The following is a 13,659-nucleotide window of genomic DNA, read 5'->3' as shown; positions in this document are numbered from 1 at the left end:
AATTTATTTTGCAAAAAGCCAGAACTTGGCTTTGGCAAGTTATCATTTCTTTATTTTACTATTCATAATGCGTATTATTGTTATCAAATTATAAAATAATTAATCAAAATCTGGTAATAGTATATGTTAAAAAATAGTTTAAAGTTGTCTGGTTTTGTATTGTTGATGAGTTTTCTCAATTTTTTACTCTTTCATTTTCCATTTTTCACCTTTGTCTTCCATAATCTTGATTATAAAAGTTTTAGCGGAATTACTATTATTATCAGTTTAATAATTCTAATGCTGATTTTAAATGCTTTTGTTTTTTATCTGATATTTTTTCTGTCGCGCATTGTTGGAAAATCTTTGTTGGTCTTATTCTTTATGATCAATTCAATTGCCGTTTATTTTATTAATACCTATAGTGTCATCATAGACGAGAGTATGATTGGTAATATATTCAATACCAATTATCAGGAGTCCAGTAGTTTTTTCTCTTTAAAGTTGGTACTATACATAATTTTACTCGGCATAATTCCCAGTATATATATTATTAAGGTTAAAATTATAAACGTAACCCTTAAAAGGTTTTTAACCACTTCTTCGCTTACCTTAGTATTAATTGCCATTTTAATATTTGCTAATGCTACTAATTGGTTATGGATTGATAAAAAAATTCTAAAACATTAGGTGGGCTCGCAATGCCCTGGTCCTATGCAGTAAATACTTCTCTTTTTTACATTCATAAAGCTAAAAAAAAAAAAAAGAAAGAGATTTTATTACCTAATGCAACCCTAAAAAATAATGAAAAGTCTATTGTAGTTTTAGTAATAGGTGAATCAGCAAGAAGCCAAAACTTTTCTTTGCTCGGATACGGGAAGAATACTAATCCGCTACTTTCCAAAACACAAAATCTATTCAGTTTTAAAGCCCAATCTTGTGCAACATATACTACTGCTGGTGTAAAAGGTATTTTAGACTATACAAATACTGATGATTTATATGAAGTTTTGCCTAATTATTTATACAGAAATAATGTAGAAGTAATTTGGAGGACTACAAATTGGGGAGAACCTCCAATTCACATTAAAAATTATCAAACCAGAGAAAACTTATTATCAGATTGCAAAGGCGAAGGTTGCAATTATGATGAAATCCTTTTGACTGGACTAAAAAAACACAGATCCTGGCGAGTAAAAAAAATAAAATACTAATTGTTTTACACACAAGTACAAGTCATGGACCTACATACAGTAAAAAGTACCCACCTCGATTTGAGACTTTTAAACCTGTTTGTAATAGTGTTGAATTAGGAAATTGTTCTCAAAAAGAACTAATCAATGCTTATGATAACACTATTATTTATACAGATTATATCCTGCATAATGTAATTGAAGATTTAAAACAATTAAAAGAGTATAAAAGTGCAATGCTGTTTGTTTCAGACCATGGAGAATCCTTAGGTGAAAAAAATCTATACATGCATGGACTCCCTTTAAGTATGGCTCCTAAAGAACAATATGAGATTCCTTTTATAGTTTGGGTATCTGATAGTTCAAAACAACTCAAGCCTAATAAAATGTTGTCTCAATATCACGTGTTTCATAGCGTTTTAAATTTCTTAGGTGTACAAAGTCCTATCTATGATGAAAAAATGAACATTTTTAAATAAGCAATTACTTAGTATAATATTCCATTTCAATGACTGACAACCTTACCTTTCCTGTAGTGGTGTTTTTATAAATAATATAAGTTGGATTGCCATATTGGTCTGGTTGAAGCCGGGTTACATCAGTTATACTGGTTTGTAGCACCGGATCTGTACTATTGACAGTTCTTGTAACCAGTTGGTATACCTCATGCTTTTCATTAGCTCGCATCTCTACAATTTTTGTAATTTTCATACTCCCAATAAGGAAGATGGATTTTGTTTTTTTCACCAGGCCCCAATTGTCAACCCATAAACTATCACTACTTTCTTCCAGCTTGCCATGAGCATAATAATTTCTTACCCACAAGCCTGGATTTACCCACTTGCGTTCAACTGTTCTCCTAAGATTCTCCATTTCTTCATACGGTGAGCCTTCATTGGAAAACATGGTTAGCATTTCTATTGTGGAAGGGAATTTGTCAGATGAAACGGGAACGGATTTAATATAATAAGTCTTTTTTTCTCACTTTTGTTCACGCCTTCGATAGTACTGGAAATACCCATTCCTCCATTTTCATTATAGGAGTACACGTCTTTATTCGCAAAATCTTCGGGACGAATTGGTTTGTTATTTATTACTTGTTTCTCATTGTAATTTGTTGTTGTTACTTTTTTTACCGGCCCCTTTAATCCTATTGATTTCAGATCACTATAATCGGAAGGCATCTGCGATTTAGCAGATGTGCAGCTTAAACAAATGAGCAAAACAGCGATAAGCTGAACCCGTTTAACTATAATTACAAATCCTGTCTTGCCATCCATCTTTAAATATTTTTCGCTTGTTACAAGTTACATAAAACCAGAGAATTGGCTGTATAAATATTTAAAGCTATTTTTATTTGTTAAATAATTACAAAAGATGATTAAAAGACTTTGGAATTGGCTTGTTTCGACCGCTTTGATTTCTATTGCATGTATTATTCTTGTTAGTTGTGGTGAGATAACATCTCCCAAACAGCCTGCAGGTATGGCTTTACCTTCAATACAGGTGAGGGCATTTTATCCCGGAGCCGATGTCAGGACAGTATTAAATTCAGTAGTTCCCCAGTTAAGAGATTCCATTTTTCATCATGTTCGAAACATGGATCATATGAGCTATACGGCCAATAGCGATGGTTCTTTAATTATTAACGTTTACTTTGAGCCGGAGACCAGTCTGGATTCGATGAGGTTAAAAATTTCAAATATCGTTTCTGTAGTGTCCCCACAACTGCCTTCACAAGTAGTACAAGCTGGCATTACTGTTGACAGGCAATATGGGCCGATAGTGATGGCAGTTAATCTCTCTTCGGATGATGTGAGGCGTTACGACCAGAAATTCCTTACTAATTATGCCGCAATTAATATTATTCCCGAAATGCGACGCGTTCCTGGGGTTAGTCATTTGATTGCTGTTGATGTGAGTAAAGATTCGGTGATGCGTATTTGGTTGAATAAAGACCGCATGTCCGCCTCTAATTTAACGCTGAAGGAAGATTAGCAGGTATCCCGGTTAAGAAACTGGAAGCTGTCACAGGAATCTTGTACAAGAAAAATAAACAGTCCTTTGATTACATTATTAAATGCAAAAGTGAACGCAACCAACTTGATGACTATAAAAATATGATTATCCGTAATCCTGCCAACTCTCTCCTAAGCTTAAAGGATGTGGCAGAAAAAATCGAATTTAGTCCTTTTACTTATGGAAATTTCACCCGCATAAATGGCAAGCCTGGTATTAACATATTTGTGATGCAATTTGCTGATTCAAATTATAACGAGATTCAAATAGCAGTTAAAAAGTTAATGAAAACAGCAACGCCAGATTTTCCGGCCGGTATAAAGCATTCTATATTATGCAACCCTAAAGATTCTTTATCTATTTCTGTTGAATAGGTTCCGATGCAAGACCGTATCGGCTATTATAAGAGACAATAGACGCAAAAAAAAAAAAAGCCATGAGAAAATAAATCACATGGCTTCTTGCTTTAATCTGATCTGATTATTCTGCGCTTAGAAAGTATATCTAAAACCTATGCCGAATCTTCCAGCCTCTGAACCAAGGAATGGATTGTCACCAACATAAATGCTAGGTCTCCAGTCAAAGGCTAATGCTAAAGGAGCGCCTCTGAATTTATAGTCCAGGCCAACCATTGGTACTAAATAAAAAGCAGTATAACTATCATTGAAGTAGTATCTCCCTTTATCATAGATCTGAACTTTTGGTCCGCCACCCAAATACCAATCTAATCCACGTGCACCTTTTATTGGAGCAGTATATTGCAGGAATCCCTGGATAACAGTGGTGTGTCCACCAAATAAAACCTCTCCTTGTATTGCTGCGTTTCTGCTGAAGTGATGTCTTATTGAAGGACCAACTAATGTTGCACCGTCACCGAAGTCGACGCCTAAACCTAAACCAGTTTTATAATTCTGTGCTTTTAGAGTCGTTGTTGTCAATGCAAATAGTGCAATACAGCCAATAATTGTAAATAATTTTTTCATAATTGATTTAATAAATAATTTTCAACGGTCACTAACAACTTTAGTGCCGGTATTGTTTTATTTTTATTTATTTCAAGACTTTTTTATGAATTTTGTTCAACAGATCTTGTCTCAATTTTGAATTTCTTTGATTTAGCAGGTGCTGTAACATTTCATTTGAAGAATCCCTGAATACCGCCATTGGTATTGTGACCAACTGTACTGTTTTTTACATTAAAATCTTTAGTGAGTGTATTTTTCATCTGTAATGGCATTATTATTTTGGCTCTGATAATTTCATCGTAGCTCTTACCATACACTTTTTCTAATATTTGTCCGAGTAAAGTATATCCGATCGTAGAATAACGATATTTACCATAATCAGTTAGTTCACTACAATTATTGATTATTGTGGCCAAAGTTTTTTCAGTTATGCTATTTATAGGCTGTTACGGGTCCAGTCGTTCATCATTTAACTCCCCGAGGCTTTTCTGGAAGCATTAAAAGGAATCCATCATGCACTTAACAATATAACCGTTGCAATTCCAGCAACCATCCCCGTCCCTTTTGCCGTAAAAGCACAAAGTACATATAACATCAAAGCAATGAAGCCCAATGAAAATGAGATGACCTGTAAGCCGAATTTATTTTGCCTTATGATTTCTGCAGCCTCTTTTTCATCAACTACGATGACTTTTGTGTTTCGTTCTGCTTTACGCACTTGCAATTGCAGATATTCTGAACTCACCCTCCCTTTTGAAGCAGCATACAATTCATAGGCCAATAACAAAATAAAAGGAAGTAATACGCCCAGTAACATTTCATTTGCGCGACTCAGCTTATAATCTATCGCCAGTGGCAGTACGATCTTAAAGACCAGGTTGACCGCCAAACTGATCATGGTAATAAAAATGGTTGCTTTACCCGTAATTCGTCTTGAAAACAAAGCCCATATTGGCGGCGCAAGCAAAGGACCGCCAGTGATCGCGCCAACACTCAATGTAAACTCTACAATCCCCCCAATATAAGGTACAATCAGTGCAATCAAAATCATTCCTAAACCAAAACACCAGGACGATGCACGTGCAACCTTCATTAATTTTTCATCAGATGCACCCGGGTTAATCGTTCCTTTATAAACATCATTGGTAAATACAGCAGAAACTACATTTAAAGCTGTATTTGCAGAGGCAGAAGTAGAAAAATACATCCCTGTTAAAATCAGGCCCATCAGCCCTGCCGGAAGCACCTGCTTACAAACCATTAAATAAGCATTTTCGGTTTCCAGCCCACTTAATCCGGGATTAATGGTGCGATAGATCATTGGAGGAAGCATCCACAAAACCGGGCTTACAATGTATAAACCAGCAAAAAGAAAGGCAACTTTAGACGCAGATTTTGGCGTATCCACACTGGTGTAACGTTGTACAAAAGTCCAGTTACCACCAATATAAAAGATATGATAAAGTGCAAAAGCACCAATAAAACCCCAGGTATACTCGCCGTTAACGACTGCAAAAAAATATCAGGAACCCTGGATACAAAAGAATGTATCCCTCCCGATTCTGTAAAAGCCAATGGAATAATGAGCAGCACTGCGGTTGTTAAAATTGCAAACTGTAAAATATCGGTCACCATCACTGCCCATAAACCGCCCACAGCGGTATAAGCAATCATAAATATACCCAGCACCAATGTGACCGGTATCAGGGGAAATTCAAGTGAAGAACCCACCAGTTTCGATACAGAATACAATACTGAACCCTTGATGAATAGCGATACCAACATGAAAATATAGATAAAACTCTTCTGCACATTCTCTCCAAGCCGGTCCTTAATAAATTCGGCCGCGGTCATGTTCCCTGTTGCTTTCCATTTAGGGGCAATGTATAATCCTGTAATCAATCCTCCGATACACATTGTCCACTGAATGGTAACCGCTACCCAGCCGTATTTATAGGCAATTGAACCCCAGGCAACAAAAGTACCTGCTGAGAAAAAACTCATAAACAATGATAGACCCCAATAAACCAGGGTACCGCCTCACCACCTGCAAAAAAAGATTTAAGGTTTCTGCCTGTACGTGAAAACAGTAAACCTATGATCATAATGAATACTGAAAATACAACGATAACTGTGGTGTCTATTACTGAGTTCATACGGTTTGCTTAAATTTATAAATCTTTAATTGTTTTTGATGCAACACTTCTTAAATATGCTGCAAAACCATCAGGAACTTCCTTTGGCTGATATTTTATTTTCTCCGGTGACTCCTTAAATAAAATCGCATACCAAATTAAAGAGCCCAGGTATCTCCCGGCTTCATTGGCATGATTAGGATCAAATACCAGAGTGCTGTCTTTCCAGTAATAACCCATATTTAATGAATTGGTCTGGATGGGAAGATTTGGGGCTACCGGATGATCATAGTCAAAATTCATATCTTTTGTAAAACGGTATTCCGTACCCGTTGCAACTGCATTAAACGCATCTCCTGCAGGGATAATATCTACCTTCAATTGTTAGCTATAGTATGATAAGCAGCCCTTGATTTCTGCCACATTTCCTCTTGATTTTTAGCCAGTTGTTCAGGAGCAACGCGACCGAATTTCTTTGCATCCGAGCGGTATGCCCATCCCTGATGTATCATGATCTTTGCATTTGGCTGCAATGATTTAATGTAATTGTAAAGCTTTTGGGCATAAGGACTATAACTATCCACATCTGCCGACAAGTAAGAATACTGCTGCATGGTCACCACATCCCAGGTACCTGCCGACAAAAGCATACGTAATGATTTTCCATTGTAGGGTTTTCCTTTAGGATCTTCGGGATCGGCCTCTGCAGCTTCCGCATATTCCCAGTGCTGTTGTAAAGAGCAACCGCCAAGTTCAGCTCTGCCTAACACCAGCTGGTGGTTGTTTTCCTTTACAAAATTCGGAAGATATGCTGTTGCATTTTTCGAAAAACTATTACCAATAATAAATAATCGCAATGTTTTCTGATTGACCTGTCCGAATGAAACATGGCTGATCAACAGTAAGGAAACTAGTAAGGCTCTTTTTAGGTATTTCATTTTCTATATTTTAGTATTTATCATTACAGTCCGAATAAAACATCCACCTGCTGGACATCATTGCTCCCCGGACTCTTCAATTTCAAGCTGATGGAAGCTGGTTTGGCCGGATCAATCCGGCTGAAAGACCATTCAAAAGGATAGCCTGTCCGCTTAACAACGGTAGCGGAATCTTCATTCAACTCCATCTCAGCCCCGGCTCCTGTTATAGGTGGCGTGCTCAGATAGGCATAAATAGAATCCCAGCCATAAGGTGAGCGAATGCGAAAAGCGTGAAGCTTACCCCATGGTGCACCAATGTTTATTTCCTGCATTCCATTTTTAACTGGCAAAAGCACTTTCTCCGTTACTGTTTGCTGAAGCGGGAATGAATAGGCCGTTAATCCTTTACCAGCAATGACAGATTTTATTGGAGTTCCGGAAATTGCTATGCTTTCTGGTTGAGCTGATGTTCCGTTGTAAAATTTAACTCCCGTGTTTTTAACCGCCACCTGATCCGGGTCCAGTCCGATCTCAAAATGCTGCTCCTGCTGAGCTTCATTGAGCATGACCACCCAAAAGCGGTCATCAGATATGCCTGTAATATAATTAATCGCAGGATTATCAATCTTAACGAGGCCTTTCTTTAGCCAGATTTTTACATTGGTATCGTCAAAAATAGTTCCTTTACCAGCTCCATAAATCCGGTTGTTAAACCAAACAAAGCCCTCTTGTTTCCCCCATGGGAAAGTGATATTTCCTTTAGACCTTTGAATCGCTTCTGTAACCAGAAAATCAAGTGTAAAGGCCAGATGTGGTGAAAGATGATGGTAATAAATAGAATTGATATCCGGCCCTTTATAAGGATAATTTGCCTGGTAAGTGAGGTCAGTAAAGCCTGTAGCATAATATCCGGGATAGTTAGAAAAACGACCTATAATGGAGTTCCTCGCATAGATCTCAAAAAATCCTTGTTGCTTTCTGCAGACAGGCGCAGTAAGTGTGGAGCCCAGGTCGACATGAATACATGACGTACATTTTTATTGGGAAGAAAGAAGGTAACAGGCTGTTCAAAACCCAATCCTACTGGTGATATCAGCGATTGAGGAACTTCTTTTTCTGTTACATCTCCTGGTTTGCGCGGAAATCCTAAACGGAATTTCACCCCATCTTTCCACCACATGGTCGTATTGCCCTCATATTGTCCGCCTTTATGAATCAGCTGTTTTTGATTTTGAACAAGCGGATACGAACGGATACCAGCCATGGTAAAAAATGAGGCATATTTAGCCGCTTCTAAAAAGACTTTGTCTTTATTAATTTCATACAGATCCATCAAATCCCACCAATATGGATAAAATGAGGTATTGTAAAATGACTGTGTAGTTAAAGCTTGTGTCTTTGGACCATAAACTTCTTTTTGTACAAACTCATTTGCGTGTAAAACTGCTTTATCGAGCCATTGTTATCTTTTTGAGTGAGGCGGTAGGCGGCTAACTCCTGCGTCCATGCCGGAATGTTTACACTATAGCCCGACAGCTTTCTGGGTTGTTGATCAGGCATCCCTACCTGAACCAGCCATGGATTCTTTTGGTCTAACAACTGGTTGAGCGCATCAAAATAAGCCGTGTTAAACTGTACGTTTTTATAGGGATCTAATACTAATGAAGCCTCTTTGAGATTGAATGGCGCACCAACAGCCTTAGCCCATCTGAAAGCACTCCTTGACAAAGTATATTCTATGGTAGGCAAAGCACGGTTTAGATAAAATTCTTCATCCCGGCTCATTACTGCTGCAGAGATTACGGCCAGAGGGGCTGATTGAGCCACCGTCGGTGCTATTTTTTTGGATCTGCTTCTATGTCATAAAAACCCTTCAACTGTGCGTTCCATCCCGAAGCATCGTCATTTTTGATCAGATCAATCATGTTAAATGCTGCATTGGTTAAGGAACTGGAATCCTGAGAACGATAGTCCTTTACCTGGTAAATAGAGTTGGATATATATTCCAGCGCCCCATTCCAGTTGTCAGGTACTGCTCCAAGGTTAAATGTTCTTTTTAAGGATTGTCCGGCAAGCAGTTTGGAATCTTCCAGACCAAGAACAGGCGCAAATGCAACTGGCTGAACCTTATTAAATGCATTTTTCAGGGAGAAACCAATCCTGGAGGTATTGTCCCTGACCCAGTCTAATGGAAAATCAGTTAAAGATCCCGTTACAAAGAAACTCAATGGTTTGTTATTCTGGCCAATCTCCACAATTGCCAGAGGCTGGGGAGTCATCGCCCCCGGAACCATAATCGGGTCTGTTGGCAAACGCTGATAATTAAACATCGGTGGAAGCTGTACATTTTTAACTCCCTGCTCAGGAACGTCCTGGAATGCTGAAACGACAAAACTGTAAAGCCCCTCCTCTTTGGCTGAATATTCCAGATTTAGCTCATAATGCGATGTTCCGGGTTTAAGTAAGTTTCCAAATCCCTTTAACCTGCTGACCATTATCAGTCACATAAGTTACCCAGAGCTCTTCGGCAGAAACCTGTTTCACGGCCGAAGGTTGACAAACAGAGAGTTCTCCGGCCAGAAAAGGATTTTTCGCCGCATTCTGGTCCAGAGGTCTATAGGTTTTACCTTTAACCACAAACGATGTATAGAGGGAAGAATTCTTCCATGTGGCAAAATAATCGCCAAAATCTATTTGAGCTTTTTTGGTACTTAACAGGAATATCCGCTGTTCTTCTACATGCGCGTTTAATGTCGCCCACTGTTGATCCTGAAAAATAGCCGTAAGCGCAATAATTTTACTTTTCCCCGTCTTATCGTCAATTACCTCTTCAAAACTCAACTTGAGTTTATCATTTGACAGTGTACCAAGTAAATTTTTCTTTTTTGTAAAAGTAGCTGGTTCGGCCACGGTTAACACCACTGGCGTTGTCTTCACCAGGATTGGTTTGATCGCATAACGGGTAAGAGAGTTTTCATTCTGCGGATTAAAAGCTTCGTCAGTGGTCAGCAATATGGCATCACAGCGCACAAAAAATTCTTACTTGTATTTTTTAACTGCAGCACATTTTCACCAGTATCAAGATCAATACGACCAACCTTTTCCCATGCATAGCCTTCGCCAAGATGAGCGCCAGATTCTTTGCTCATATCTTGTTCATTTACCGATATAAGATACTTTCTCGTTCCAGGTTTATCAGCCGCAAAATCTCTGGATCTGGTCCAGACAAAAAAGCTGCCTTTGGTTTTAATGGGGATCACAGTAAATGCATCAGGGATCGGATCTGCAGAGCCTGCGGCAAATAAGGCACCTTTTCCGGAAACGTTTGTCCCTGCTTCTTTACTAACGGTCCAGCCTGCCGGAAACTGGAAATCTTCGGCCTCAACAAAATAGGTGCTTTGCCCATATGTTTTCCCTGAGATAAACACGCAGCAGCTGAATATCAAATACAATATTATCTTTTTCAATAGCATAACTCTATTATTTTTAAGCCAAAAGCGGCTAGTTCAATGTTCTGTGAATTGGAATTGCTGTTTAGTAATGTTCGCGTACCATCTTTCTCTATGAAAGCAAGTTCTTTCAATACGGTCCCTGAAAAGCCTGGAATTTTCCCGGGATTAAGCTGAACTTTTGTCTTCAACGGATGCTCACTATTGTTCATCAGCAGCACAAAACACTTGCGTTTATCGGTACTCAATGCCGTAATATATTCTACATAGGGACTTTCAGCCCTGACCAGTCCCTCCCTTAAAATCAAAGAAGCAGTTGTGCCATATACTTTACCCGGAGCAAAACCATAAGTTTGATGCGGGCCTACTTTAGGGGTAATAAAACCGCGTGGAAATGAGATCTGCCCCTGCGAGCGAAGATTTACTTCTGAAAGCAGATAATCCATGATCCAGCCAATCTGCCACCAGGCATGATGGGGAAATGGGCCTGCTCCTTTATCCATCGCATCCCAATAATAGGAAGCACACCTGTTTTTTGATCTACAAAAGCATCCCTTCCCCACACAGCAGCTCTGGACATGGTTAGAAATAAGGAATCCCTGGTAATTGAAAACATCCGCAGAAACATTCCCGCATGACTTGCCAATAGAATTGGCCCATGATGGTTTGCAGATCCCATTATCCCTCCATGTTCAAAACTTAACCCTGCCTGACTGATTTCCCAGTCTGCTCTTTGAATCCCATTCACCTGTTTTTTGGCTGAGGAAGCAATTGGATGAGTGTAAACAGAAGCTGTATAAATTTTAGCCGCAGCAATTGCAGCAGTTTGATATTTGCTTTCTTTTACCACATCGTAAAGATCCAGTAAAGCCTGCACGCTCTGTGCAGTCGCAAAATCGGGCGCAAACCTGGTATCACCACAAACACCGATAAATGATCCTTTATTAATCGCCTGCTCAATATACCAGTCTGCCCCTTTTCTGGCAGCTTCCAGGTACTTTTGGTCTCCTAATAATTTTACGCGCGATAAGTAAGCCATAAAATGTAGGCCTCAGGTCTAATATATCCTTAAACCTGGCTTCATTGGTTTGATTATCATATGCTACTTCCCAGCTTCCATCAGGTTTCATCCACGATAATAACTTCTCAGCTGCCAGTTTCAATTCTGCACGCAAATCTGCATCATCAGGATTAAACAGCAGCATGTTTCCAATATCCATCATCAGGTAATAGGTACTTCCGATAGGTTCGGTATATGGGCCCCACTCTTCGGTAAACTTCTTGCTGTTTTGTAAAAAGTATTGTCCTTCGGAAGCTCCATAGAAAAAATCATTCGCTGTATGCTGTTGCGCCAGTTTAAAGTTTCTGGCATATGGAAGACGGTTATTCATTAGTTTCTGATTGCCCGTTAACTGAGCAAGCATCCACATCGCGCCATAGTCTGAGTTTTTAATTGCATCTTTTTCGGAGCCATATACCCCTCCCAGATATTTCTGAGCCCCGATTTCAAGGTTTTTACAGGGAGCTACCTGCCACATGGAAAGACTATCGTCAATCACATAATTTGCCATTCTAAACATGCGATCAGTAAGAGAAGCAGCCGTTTTCTTCAGGGCCAGCACCTCTTTAAACTTGTAAACATCATTAGCAGCATGTTTCATTACTGCAAACCAATCTTCAGCCCGTATGGTATAACGGAAAGAAAAACTAAGCGTATCATTTTTTCCCAGATAAGATTTCCCTTGTCCCAATACAGGGTGATATATCGTTGGCATCATATTTCCCTTTCTGTTCAGAACGGACAGACCAATATTCCAGTTTCCCTGGGTTTTTGTATCAAATGCCCATGGATCACGTCCTGTGCCAGGTTCCGGAATTACCGCTAAGGTGATGTTTTGGCTGTTTTGTACCAGGGGCGATAATGTTGAAACCGTACGTTCCCTGACCATAACCGGCACAGCGGGTATTCCCTGTCCATAGGCATAGGCATTGATGAAGTTGGTATTTAACTGATTTCCCTGGGAGACTCCCGGAACTGTAGCCCATTTAAAATTACTTTTATCAAAAATAGCCAGCTCAGGCGAAGCAATCGAATAATAACCTGCTTGTTTAGCTTTTAATTTTATCGTCACTTTCAGATCGTTCGGATGCTGTGCATCAAACTCCCATGTAGAGCTTAGGGAAAATAGCTTATGTTCTTTATGAAAGATCAGCTGATCCTTTATTTCCTTTTTTCTATCGGGATAAAAATCAATTGCTTCTCCGGCCTTATTCATTTGAACTGAAGAAGTCGCCTGCTTCCAGATAGGTATAATATAACGGTAAACAGATTCTGGAAAATCGCTGTCCTTTGCTGGATCTTTCTCTCTGAGAGATAGCGTATCCACAGCATACAGGATAGAAAACTCGCCCGATGGTTTTGCAGATAAATCAATCCATGATCCTTTGTTAAAGACCGATATTTTATTCAGCTGATAGCCTTTTGCAGAATTTACCCACTCTAAATTCAACTGGCTATTAGCAAAGTGAAGGCCCTTTGGACTGTGCAAAAACGGAAAATGGAAAAAGGCATATCAGCCATATTAATCTACCAGCCATGATTTTGTTCTATAAGCTTATTCACAGTCAGTTCGGTTGTAGGGATTGGGAAAAGCAGGTCTCTCTCTGTCGTATTCTTACCGGCATTCGCTGCATATTTATAAGTAGAGGGTGCTGTTGCCGTAATACTTGTGCCTAAATCGTTCATCGTTTTCACATAAATTCCCCAGCGGATCAGGTCGTGCTTACGGATGCCTTCAAAACACAATTCTCTTGCGCGTTCATCCTGAAGAGTTGCAAAAAACTGAGTTTTACCTAAGCCTGGGGGAATATCACAAATGGCATTGGGGCTGCCCGGCGGTTTATTAAATGCCCTTCTTCTCACCCTATTGATTGCATCGTAAGCTGCTGCTGTAGGACCATTTACTTCGTTCTCAGCCTCTGCCTTCATCAACAGAACA

24 protein-coding genes are annotated in these 13,659 nt (G+C 39.2%); 5 read left to right on the top strand and 19 right to left on the bottom strand.

Annotated features, from left to right (window positions below; translation table 11 throughout):
- The first annotated feature begins 123 nt into the window (after nucleotides 1-123).
- Genes ACWYN3_RS07805 through ACWYN3_RS07795 form a run of 3 tightly spaced genes read left to right on the top strand, consistent with a single transcriptional unit; the run spans nucleotide 124 to nucleotide 1,651 of the window.
- Entirely contained in the window at nucleotides 124-669 is a 546-nt protein-coding gene (locus ACWYN3_RS07805) for a phosphoethanolamine transferase domain-containing protein (RefSeq protein WP_456220634.1), read from the top strand.
- Nucleotides 670-680: 11 nt separating this feature from the next.
- Entirely contained in the window at nucleotides 681-1,193 is a 513-nt protein-coding gene (locus ACWYN3_RS07800) for a sulfatase-like hydrolase/transferase (RefSeq protein ID WP_456220633.1), read from the top strand.
- Nucleotides 1,163-1,651 (top strand): sulfatase-like hydrolase/transferase, encoded by a 489-nt coding sequence (locus tag ACWYN3_RS07795; RefSeq protein WP_456222927.1) that lies wholly within the window; start codon nucleotides 1,163-1,165, stop codon nucleotides 1,649-1,651. The genes ACWYN3_RS07800 and ACWYN3_RS07795 overlap by 31 nt, the downstream gene beginning before the upstream one ends.
- 4 nt (nucleotides 1,652-1,655) lie before the next feature.
- Here ACWYN3_RS07795 and ACWYN3_RS07790 read toward each other — a convergent pair whose 3' ends face one another.
- A complete protein-coding gene (locus tag ACWYN3_RS07790) occupies nucleotides 1,656-2,087 on the bottom strand; it encodes a hypothetical protein (RefSeq protein WP_456220632.1) in 432 nt (143 codons plus the stop codon).
- A gap of 2 nt (nucleotides 2,088-2,089) precedes the next feature.
- Nucleotides 2,090-2,452 carry a hypothetical protein gene (locus ACWYN3_RS07785; RefSeq protein ID WP_456220631.1) on the bottom strand — a complete coding sequence of 121 codons (363 nt, stop codon included), beginning with the start codon at nucleotides 2,450-2,452 and terminating at the stop codon, nucleotides 2,090-2,092.
- Nucleotides 2,453-2,549: 97 nt separating this feature from the next.
- Here ACWYN3_RS07785 and ACWYN3_RS07780 point away from each other — a divergent pair, with 97 nt between their 5' ends.
- Together ACWYN3_RS07780 and ACWYN3_RS07775 are read left to right on the top strand one after the other, a co-directional pair.
- Nucleotides 2,550-3,170 (top strand): efflux RND transporter permease subunit, encoded by a 621-nt coding sequence (locus tag ACWYN3_RS07780; RefSeq protein ID WP_456220630.1) that lies wholly within the window; start codon nucleotides 2,550-2,552, stop codon nucleotides 3,168-3,170.
- A gap of 41 nt (nucleotides 3,171-3,211) precedes the next feature.
- Nucleotides 3,212-3,565: an efflux RND transporter permease subunit gene (locus ACWYN3_RS07775; protein ID WP_456220629.1), complete on the top strand. Its 354-nt coding sequence runs from the start codon at nucleotides 3,212-3,214 to the stop codon at nucleotides 3,563-3,565.
- A gap of 117 nt (nucleotides 3,566-3,682) precedes the next feature.
- Here the strand turns inward: ACWYN3_RS07775 and ACWYN3_RS07770 are convergent, their stop codons facing one another.
- From ACWYN3_RS07770 to ACWYN3_RS07690, 17 genes are all read right to left on the bottom strand, one after another.
- Entirely contained in the window at nucleotides 3,683-4,174 is a 492-nt protein-coding gene (locus ACWYN3_RS07770) for a hypothetical protein (RefSeq protein ID WP_456220628.1), read from the bottom strand.
- Between the two features lie 152 nt (nucleotides 4,175-4,326).
- Nucleotides 4,327-4,572, bottom strand: a complete 246-nt coding sequence (locus ACWYN3_RS07765; protein ID WP_456220627.1) for a serine hydrolase — start codon at nucleotides 4,570-4,572, stop codon at nucleotides 4,327-4,329.
- 95 nt (nucleotides 4,573-4,667) lie between these two features.
- On the bottom strand, nucleotides 4,668-5,564 hold the full coding sequence (locus ACWYN3_RS07760) for a sodium:solute symporter family transporter (protein WP_456220626.1): 897 nt from the start codon (nucleotides 5,562-5,564) through the stop codon (nucleotides 4,668-4,670).
- Nucleotides 5,504-6,160, bottom strand: a complete 657-nt coding sequence (locus ACWYN3_RS07755; protein ID WP_456220625.1) for a sodium:solute symporter family transporter — start codon at nucleotides 6,158-6,160, stop codon at nucleotides 5,504-5,506. The genes ACWYN3_RS07760 and ACWYN3_RS07755 overlap by 61 nt, the downstream gene beginning before the upstream one ends.
- On the bottom strand, nucleotides 6,157-6,312 hold the full coding sequence (locus tag ACWYN3_RS07750; RefSeq protein WP_456220624.1) for a hypothetical protein: 156 nt from the start codon (nucleotides 6,310-6,312) through the stop codon (nucleotides 6,157-6,159). The genes ACWYN3_RS07755 and ACWYN3_RS07750 overlap by 4 nt, the downstream gene beginning before the upstream one ends.
- Before the next feature lie 15 nt (nucleotides 6,313-6,327).
- Nucleotides 6,328-6,672 carry a hypothetical protein gene (locus ACWYN3_RS07745; protein WP_456220623.1) on the bottom strand — a complete coding sequence of 115 codons (345 nt, stop codon included), beginning with the start codon at nucleotides 6,670-6,672 and terminating at the stop codon, nucleotides 6,328-6,330.
- Nucleotides 6,669-7,229, bottom strand: coding sequence for a DUF4886 domain-containing protein (locus tag ACWYN3_RS07740; protein WP_456220622.1), 561 nt, complete (start codon nucleotides 7,227-7,229; stop codon nucleotides 6,669-6,671). The genes ACWYN3_RS07745 and ACWYN3_RS07740 overlap by 4 nt, the downstream gene beginning before the upstream one ends.
- Before the next feature lie 23 nt (nucleotides 7,230-7,252).
- Complete coding sequence (locus ACWYN3_RS07735) at nucleotides 7,253-7,777, bottom strand: hypothetical protein (protein WP_456220621.1); 525 nt, start codon at nucleotides 7,775-7,777, stop codon at nucleotides 7,253-7,255.
- Between the two features lie 365 nt (nucleotides 7,778-8,142).
- Nucleotides 8,143-8,547 (bottom strand): hypothetical protein, encoded by a 405-nt coding sequence (locus ACWYN3_RS07730; protein WP_456220620.1) that lies wholly within the window; start codon nucleotides 8,545-8,547, stop codon nucleotides 8,143-8,145.
- A gap of 47 nt (nucleotides 8,548-8,594) precedes the next feature.
- The gene (locus ACWYN3_RS07725) at nucleotides 8,595-9,038 is read right to left on the bottom strand and encodes a hypothetical protein (protein ID WP_456220619.1); all 444 of its coding nucleotides are present in this window, start codon (nucleotides 9,036-9,038) and stop codon (nucleotides 8,595-8,597) included.
- Between the two features lie 8 nt (nucleotides 9,039-9,046).
- Nucleotides 9,047-9,706, bottom strand: a complete 660-nt coding sequence (locus tag ACWYN3_RS07720) for a hypothetical protein (protein WP_456220618.1) — start codon at nucleotides 9,704-9,706, stop codon at nucleotides 9,047-9,049.
- Nucleotides 9,669-10,241: a hypothetical protein gene (locus tag ACWYN3_RS07715; RefSeq protein ID WP_456220617.1), complete on the bottom strand. Its 573-nt coding sequence runs from the start codon at nucleotides 10,239-10,241 to the stop codon at nucleotides 9,669-9,671. Before ACWYN3_RS07715 ends, ACWYN3_RS07720 begins: the two co-directional genes overlap by 38 nt.
- A complete protein-coding gene (locus ACWYN3_RS07710) occupies nucleotides 10,217-10,663 on the bottom strand; it encodes a hypothetical protein (RefSeq protein WP_456220616.1) in 447 nt (148 codons plus the stop codon). Before ACWYN3_RS07710 ends, ACWYN3_RS07715 begins: the two co-directional genes overlap by 25 nt.
- A gap of 11 nt (nucleotides 10,664-10,674) precedes the next feature.
- On the bottom strand, nucleotides 10,675-11,106 hold the full coding sequence (locus ACWYN3_RS07705) for a hypothetical protein (RefSeq protein ID WP_456220615.1): 432 nt from the start codon (nucleotides 11,104-11,106) through the stop codon (nucleotides 10,675-10,677).
- Complete coding sequence (locus ACWYN3_RS07700; RefSeq protein ID WP_456220614.1) at nucleotides 11,082-11,699, bottom strand: hypothetical protein; 618 nt, start codon at nucleotides 11,697-11,699, stop codon at nucleotides 11,082-11,084. The genes ACWYN3_RS07705 and ACWYN3_RS07700 overlap by 25 nt, the downstream gene beginning before the upstream one ends.
- A complete protein-coding gene (locus ACWYN3_RS07695; protein ID WP_456220613.1) occupies nucleotides 11,617-13,170 on the bottom strand; it encodes a hypothetical protein in 1,554 nt (517 codons plus the stop codon). The genes ACWYN3_RS07700 and ACWYN3_RS07695 overlap by 83 nt, the downstream gene beginning before the upstream one ends.
- 77 nt (nucleotides 13,171-13,247) lie before the next feature.
- The gene (locus ACWYN3_RS07690; protein ID WP_456220612.1) at nucleotides 13,248-13,649 is read right to left on the bottom strand and encodes a RagB/SusD family nutrient uptake outer membrane protein; all 402 of its coding nucleotides are present in this window, start codon (nucleotides 13,647-13,649) and stop codon (nucleotides 13,248-13,250) included.
- Nucleotides 13,650-13,659 lie beyond the last annotated feature (10 nt).

The organism is Pedobacter sp. NJ-S-72 (assembly GCF_053890575.1).
The sequence above is the reverse complement of the archived record's forward strand: the minus strand, read 5'-3'. Positions and strand labels throughout refer to the sequence as shown.

Coding starts and splice junctions, on each gene's coding strand:
- ACWYN3_RS07805 (WP_456220634.1), top strand. CDS start 124: ATGTTAAAAAATAGTTTAAAGTTGTCTGGTTTTGTATTGTTGATGAGT.
- ACWYN3_RS07800 (WP_456220633.1), top strand. CDS start 681: ATGCCCTGGTCCTATGCAGTAAATACTTCTCTTTTTTACATTCATAAA.
- ACWYN3_RS07790 (WP_456220632.1), bottom strand. CDS start 2,087: ATGCTAACCATGTTTTCCAATGAAGGCTCACCGTATGAAGAAATGGAG.
- ACWYN3_RS07785 (WP_456220631.1), bottom strand. CDS start 2,452: ATGGATGGCAAGACAGGATTTGTAATTATAGTTAAACGGGTTCAGCTT.
- ACWYN3_RS07780 (WP_456220630.1), top strand. CDS start 2,550: ATGATTAAAAGACTTTGGAATTGGCTTGTTTCGACCGCTTTGATTTCT.
- ACWYN3_RS07770 (WP_456220628.1), bottom strand. CDS start 4,174: ATGAAAAAATTATTTACAATTATTGGCTGTATTGCACTATTTGCATTG.
- ACWYN3_RS07755 (WP_456220625.1), bottom strand. CDS start 6,160: ATGAGTTTTTTCTCAGCAGGTACTTTTGTTGCCTGGGGTTCAATTGCC.
- ACWYN3_RS07750 (WP_456220624.1), bottom strand. CDS start 6,312: ATGAACTCAGTAATAGACACCACAGTTATCGTTGTATTTTCAGTATTC.
- ACWYN3_RS07740 (WP_456220622.1), bottom strand. CDS start 7,229: ATGAAATACCTAAAAAGAGCCTTACTAGTTTCCTTACTGTTGATCAGC.
- ACWYN3_RS07735 (WP_456220621.1), bottom strand. CDS start 7,777: ATGCTCAATGAAGCTCAGCAGGAGCAGCATTTTGAGATCGGACTGGAC.
- ACWYN3_RS07720 (WP_456220618.1), bottom strand. CDS start 9,706: ATGGTCAGCAGGTTAAAGGGATTTGGAAACTTACTTAAACCCGGAACA.
- ACWYN3_RS07705 (WP_456220615.1), bottom strand. CDS start 11,106: ATGGATTATCTGCTTTCAGAAGTAAATCTTCGCTCGCAGGGGCAGATC.
- ACWYN3_RS07700 (WP_456220614.1), bottom strand. CDS start 11,699: ATGGCTTACTTATCGCGCGTAAAATTATTAGGAGACCAAAAGTACCTG.
- ACWYN3_RS07690 (WP_456220612.1), bottom strand. CDS start 13,649: ATGAAGGCAGAGGCTGAGAACGAAGTAAATGGTCCTACAGCAGCAGCT.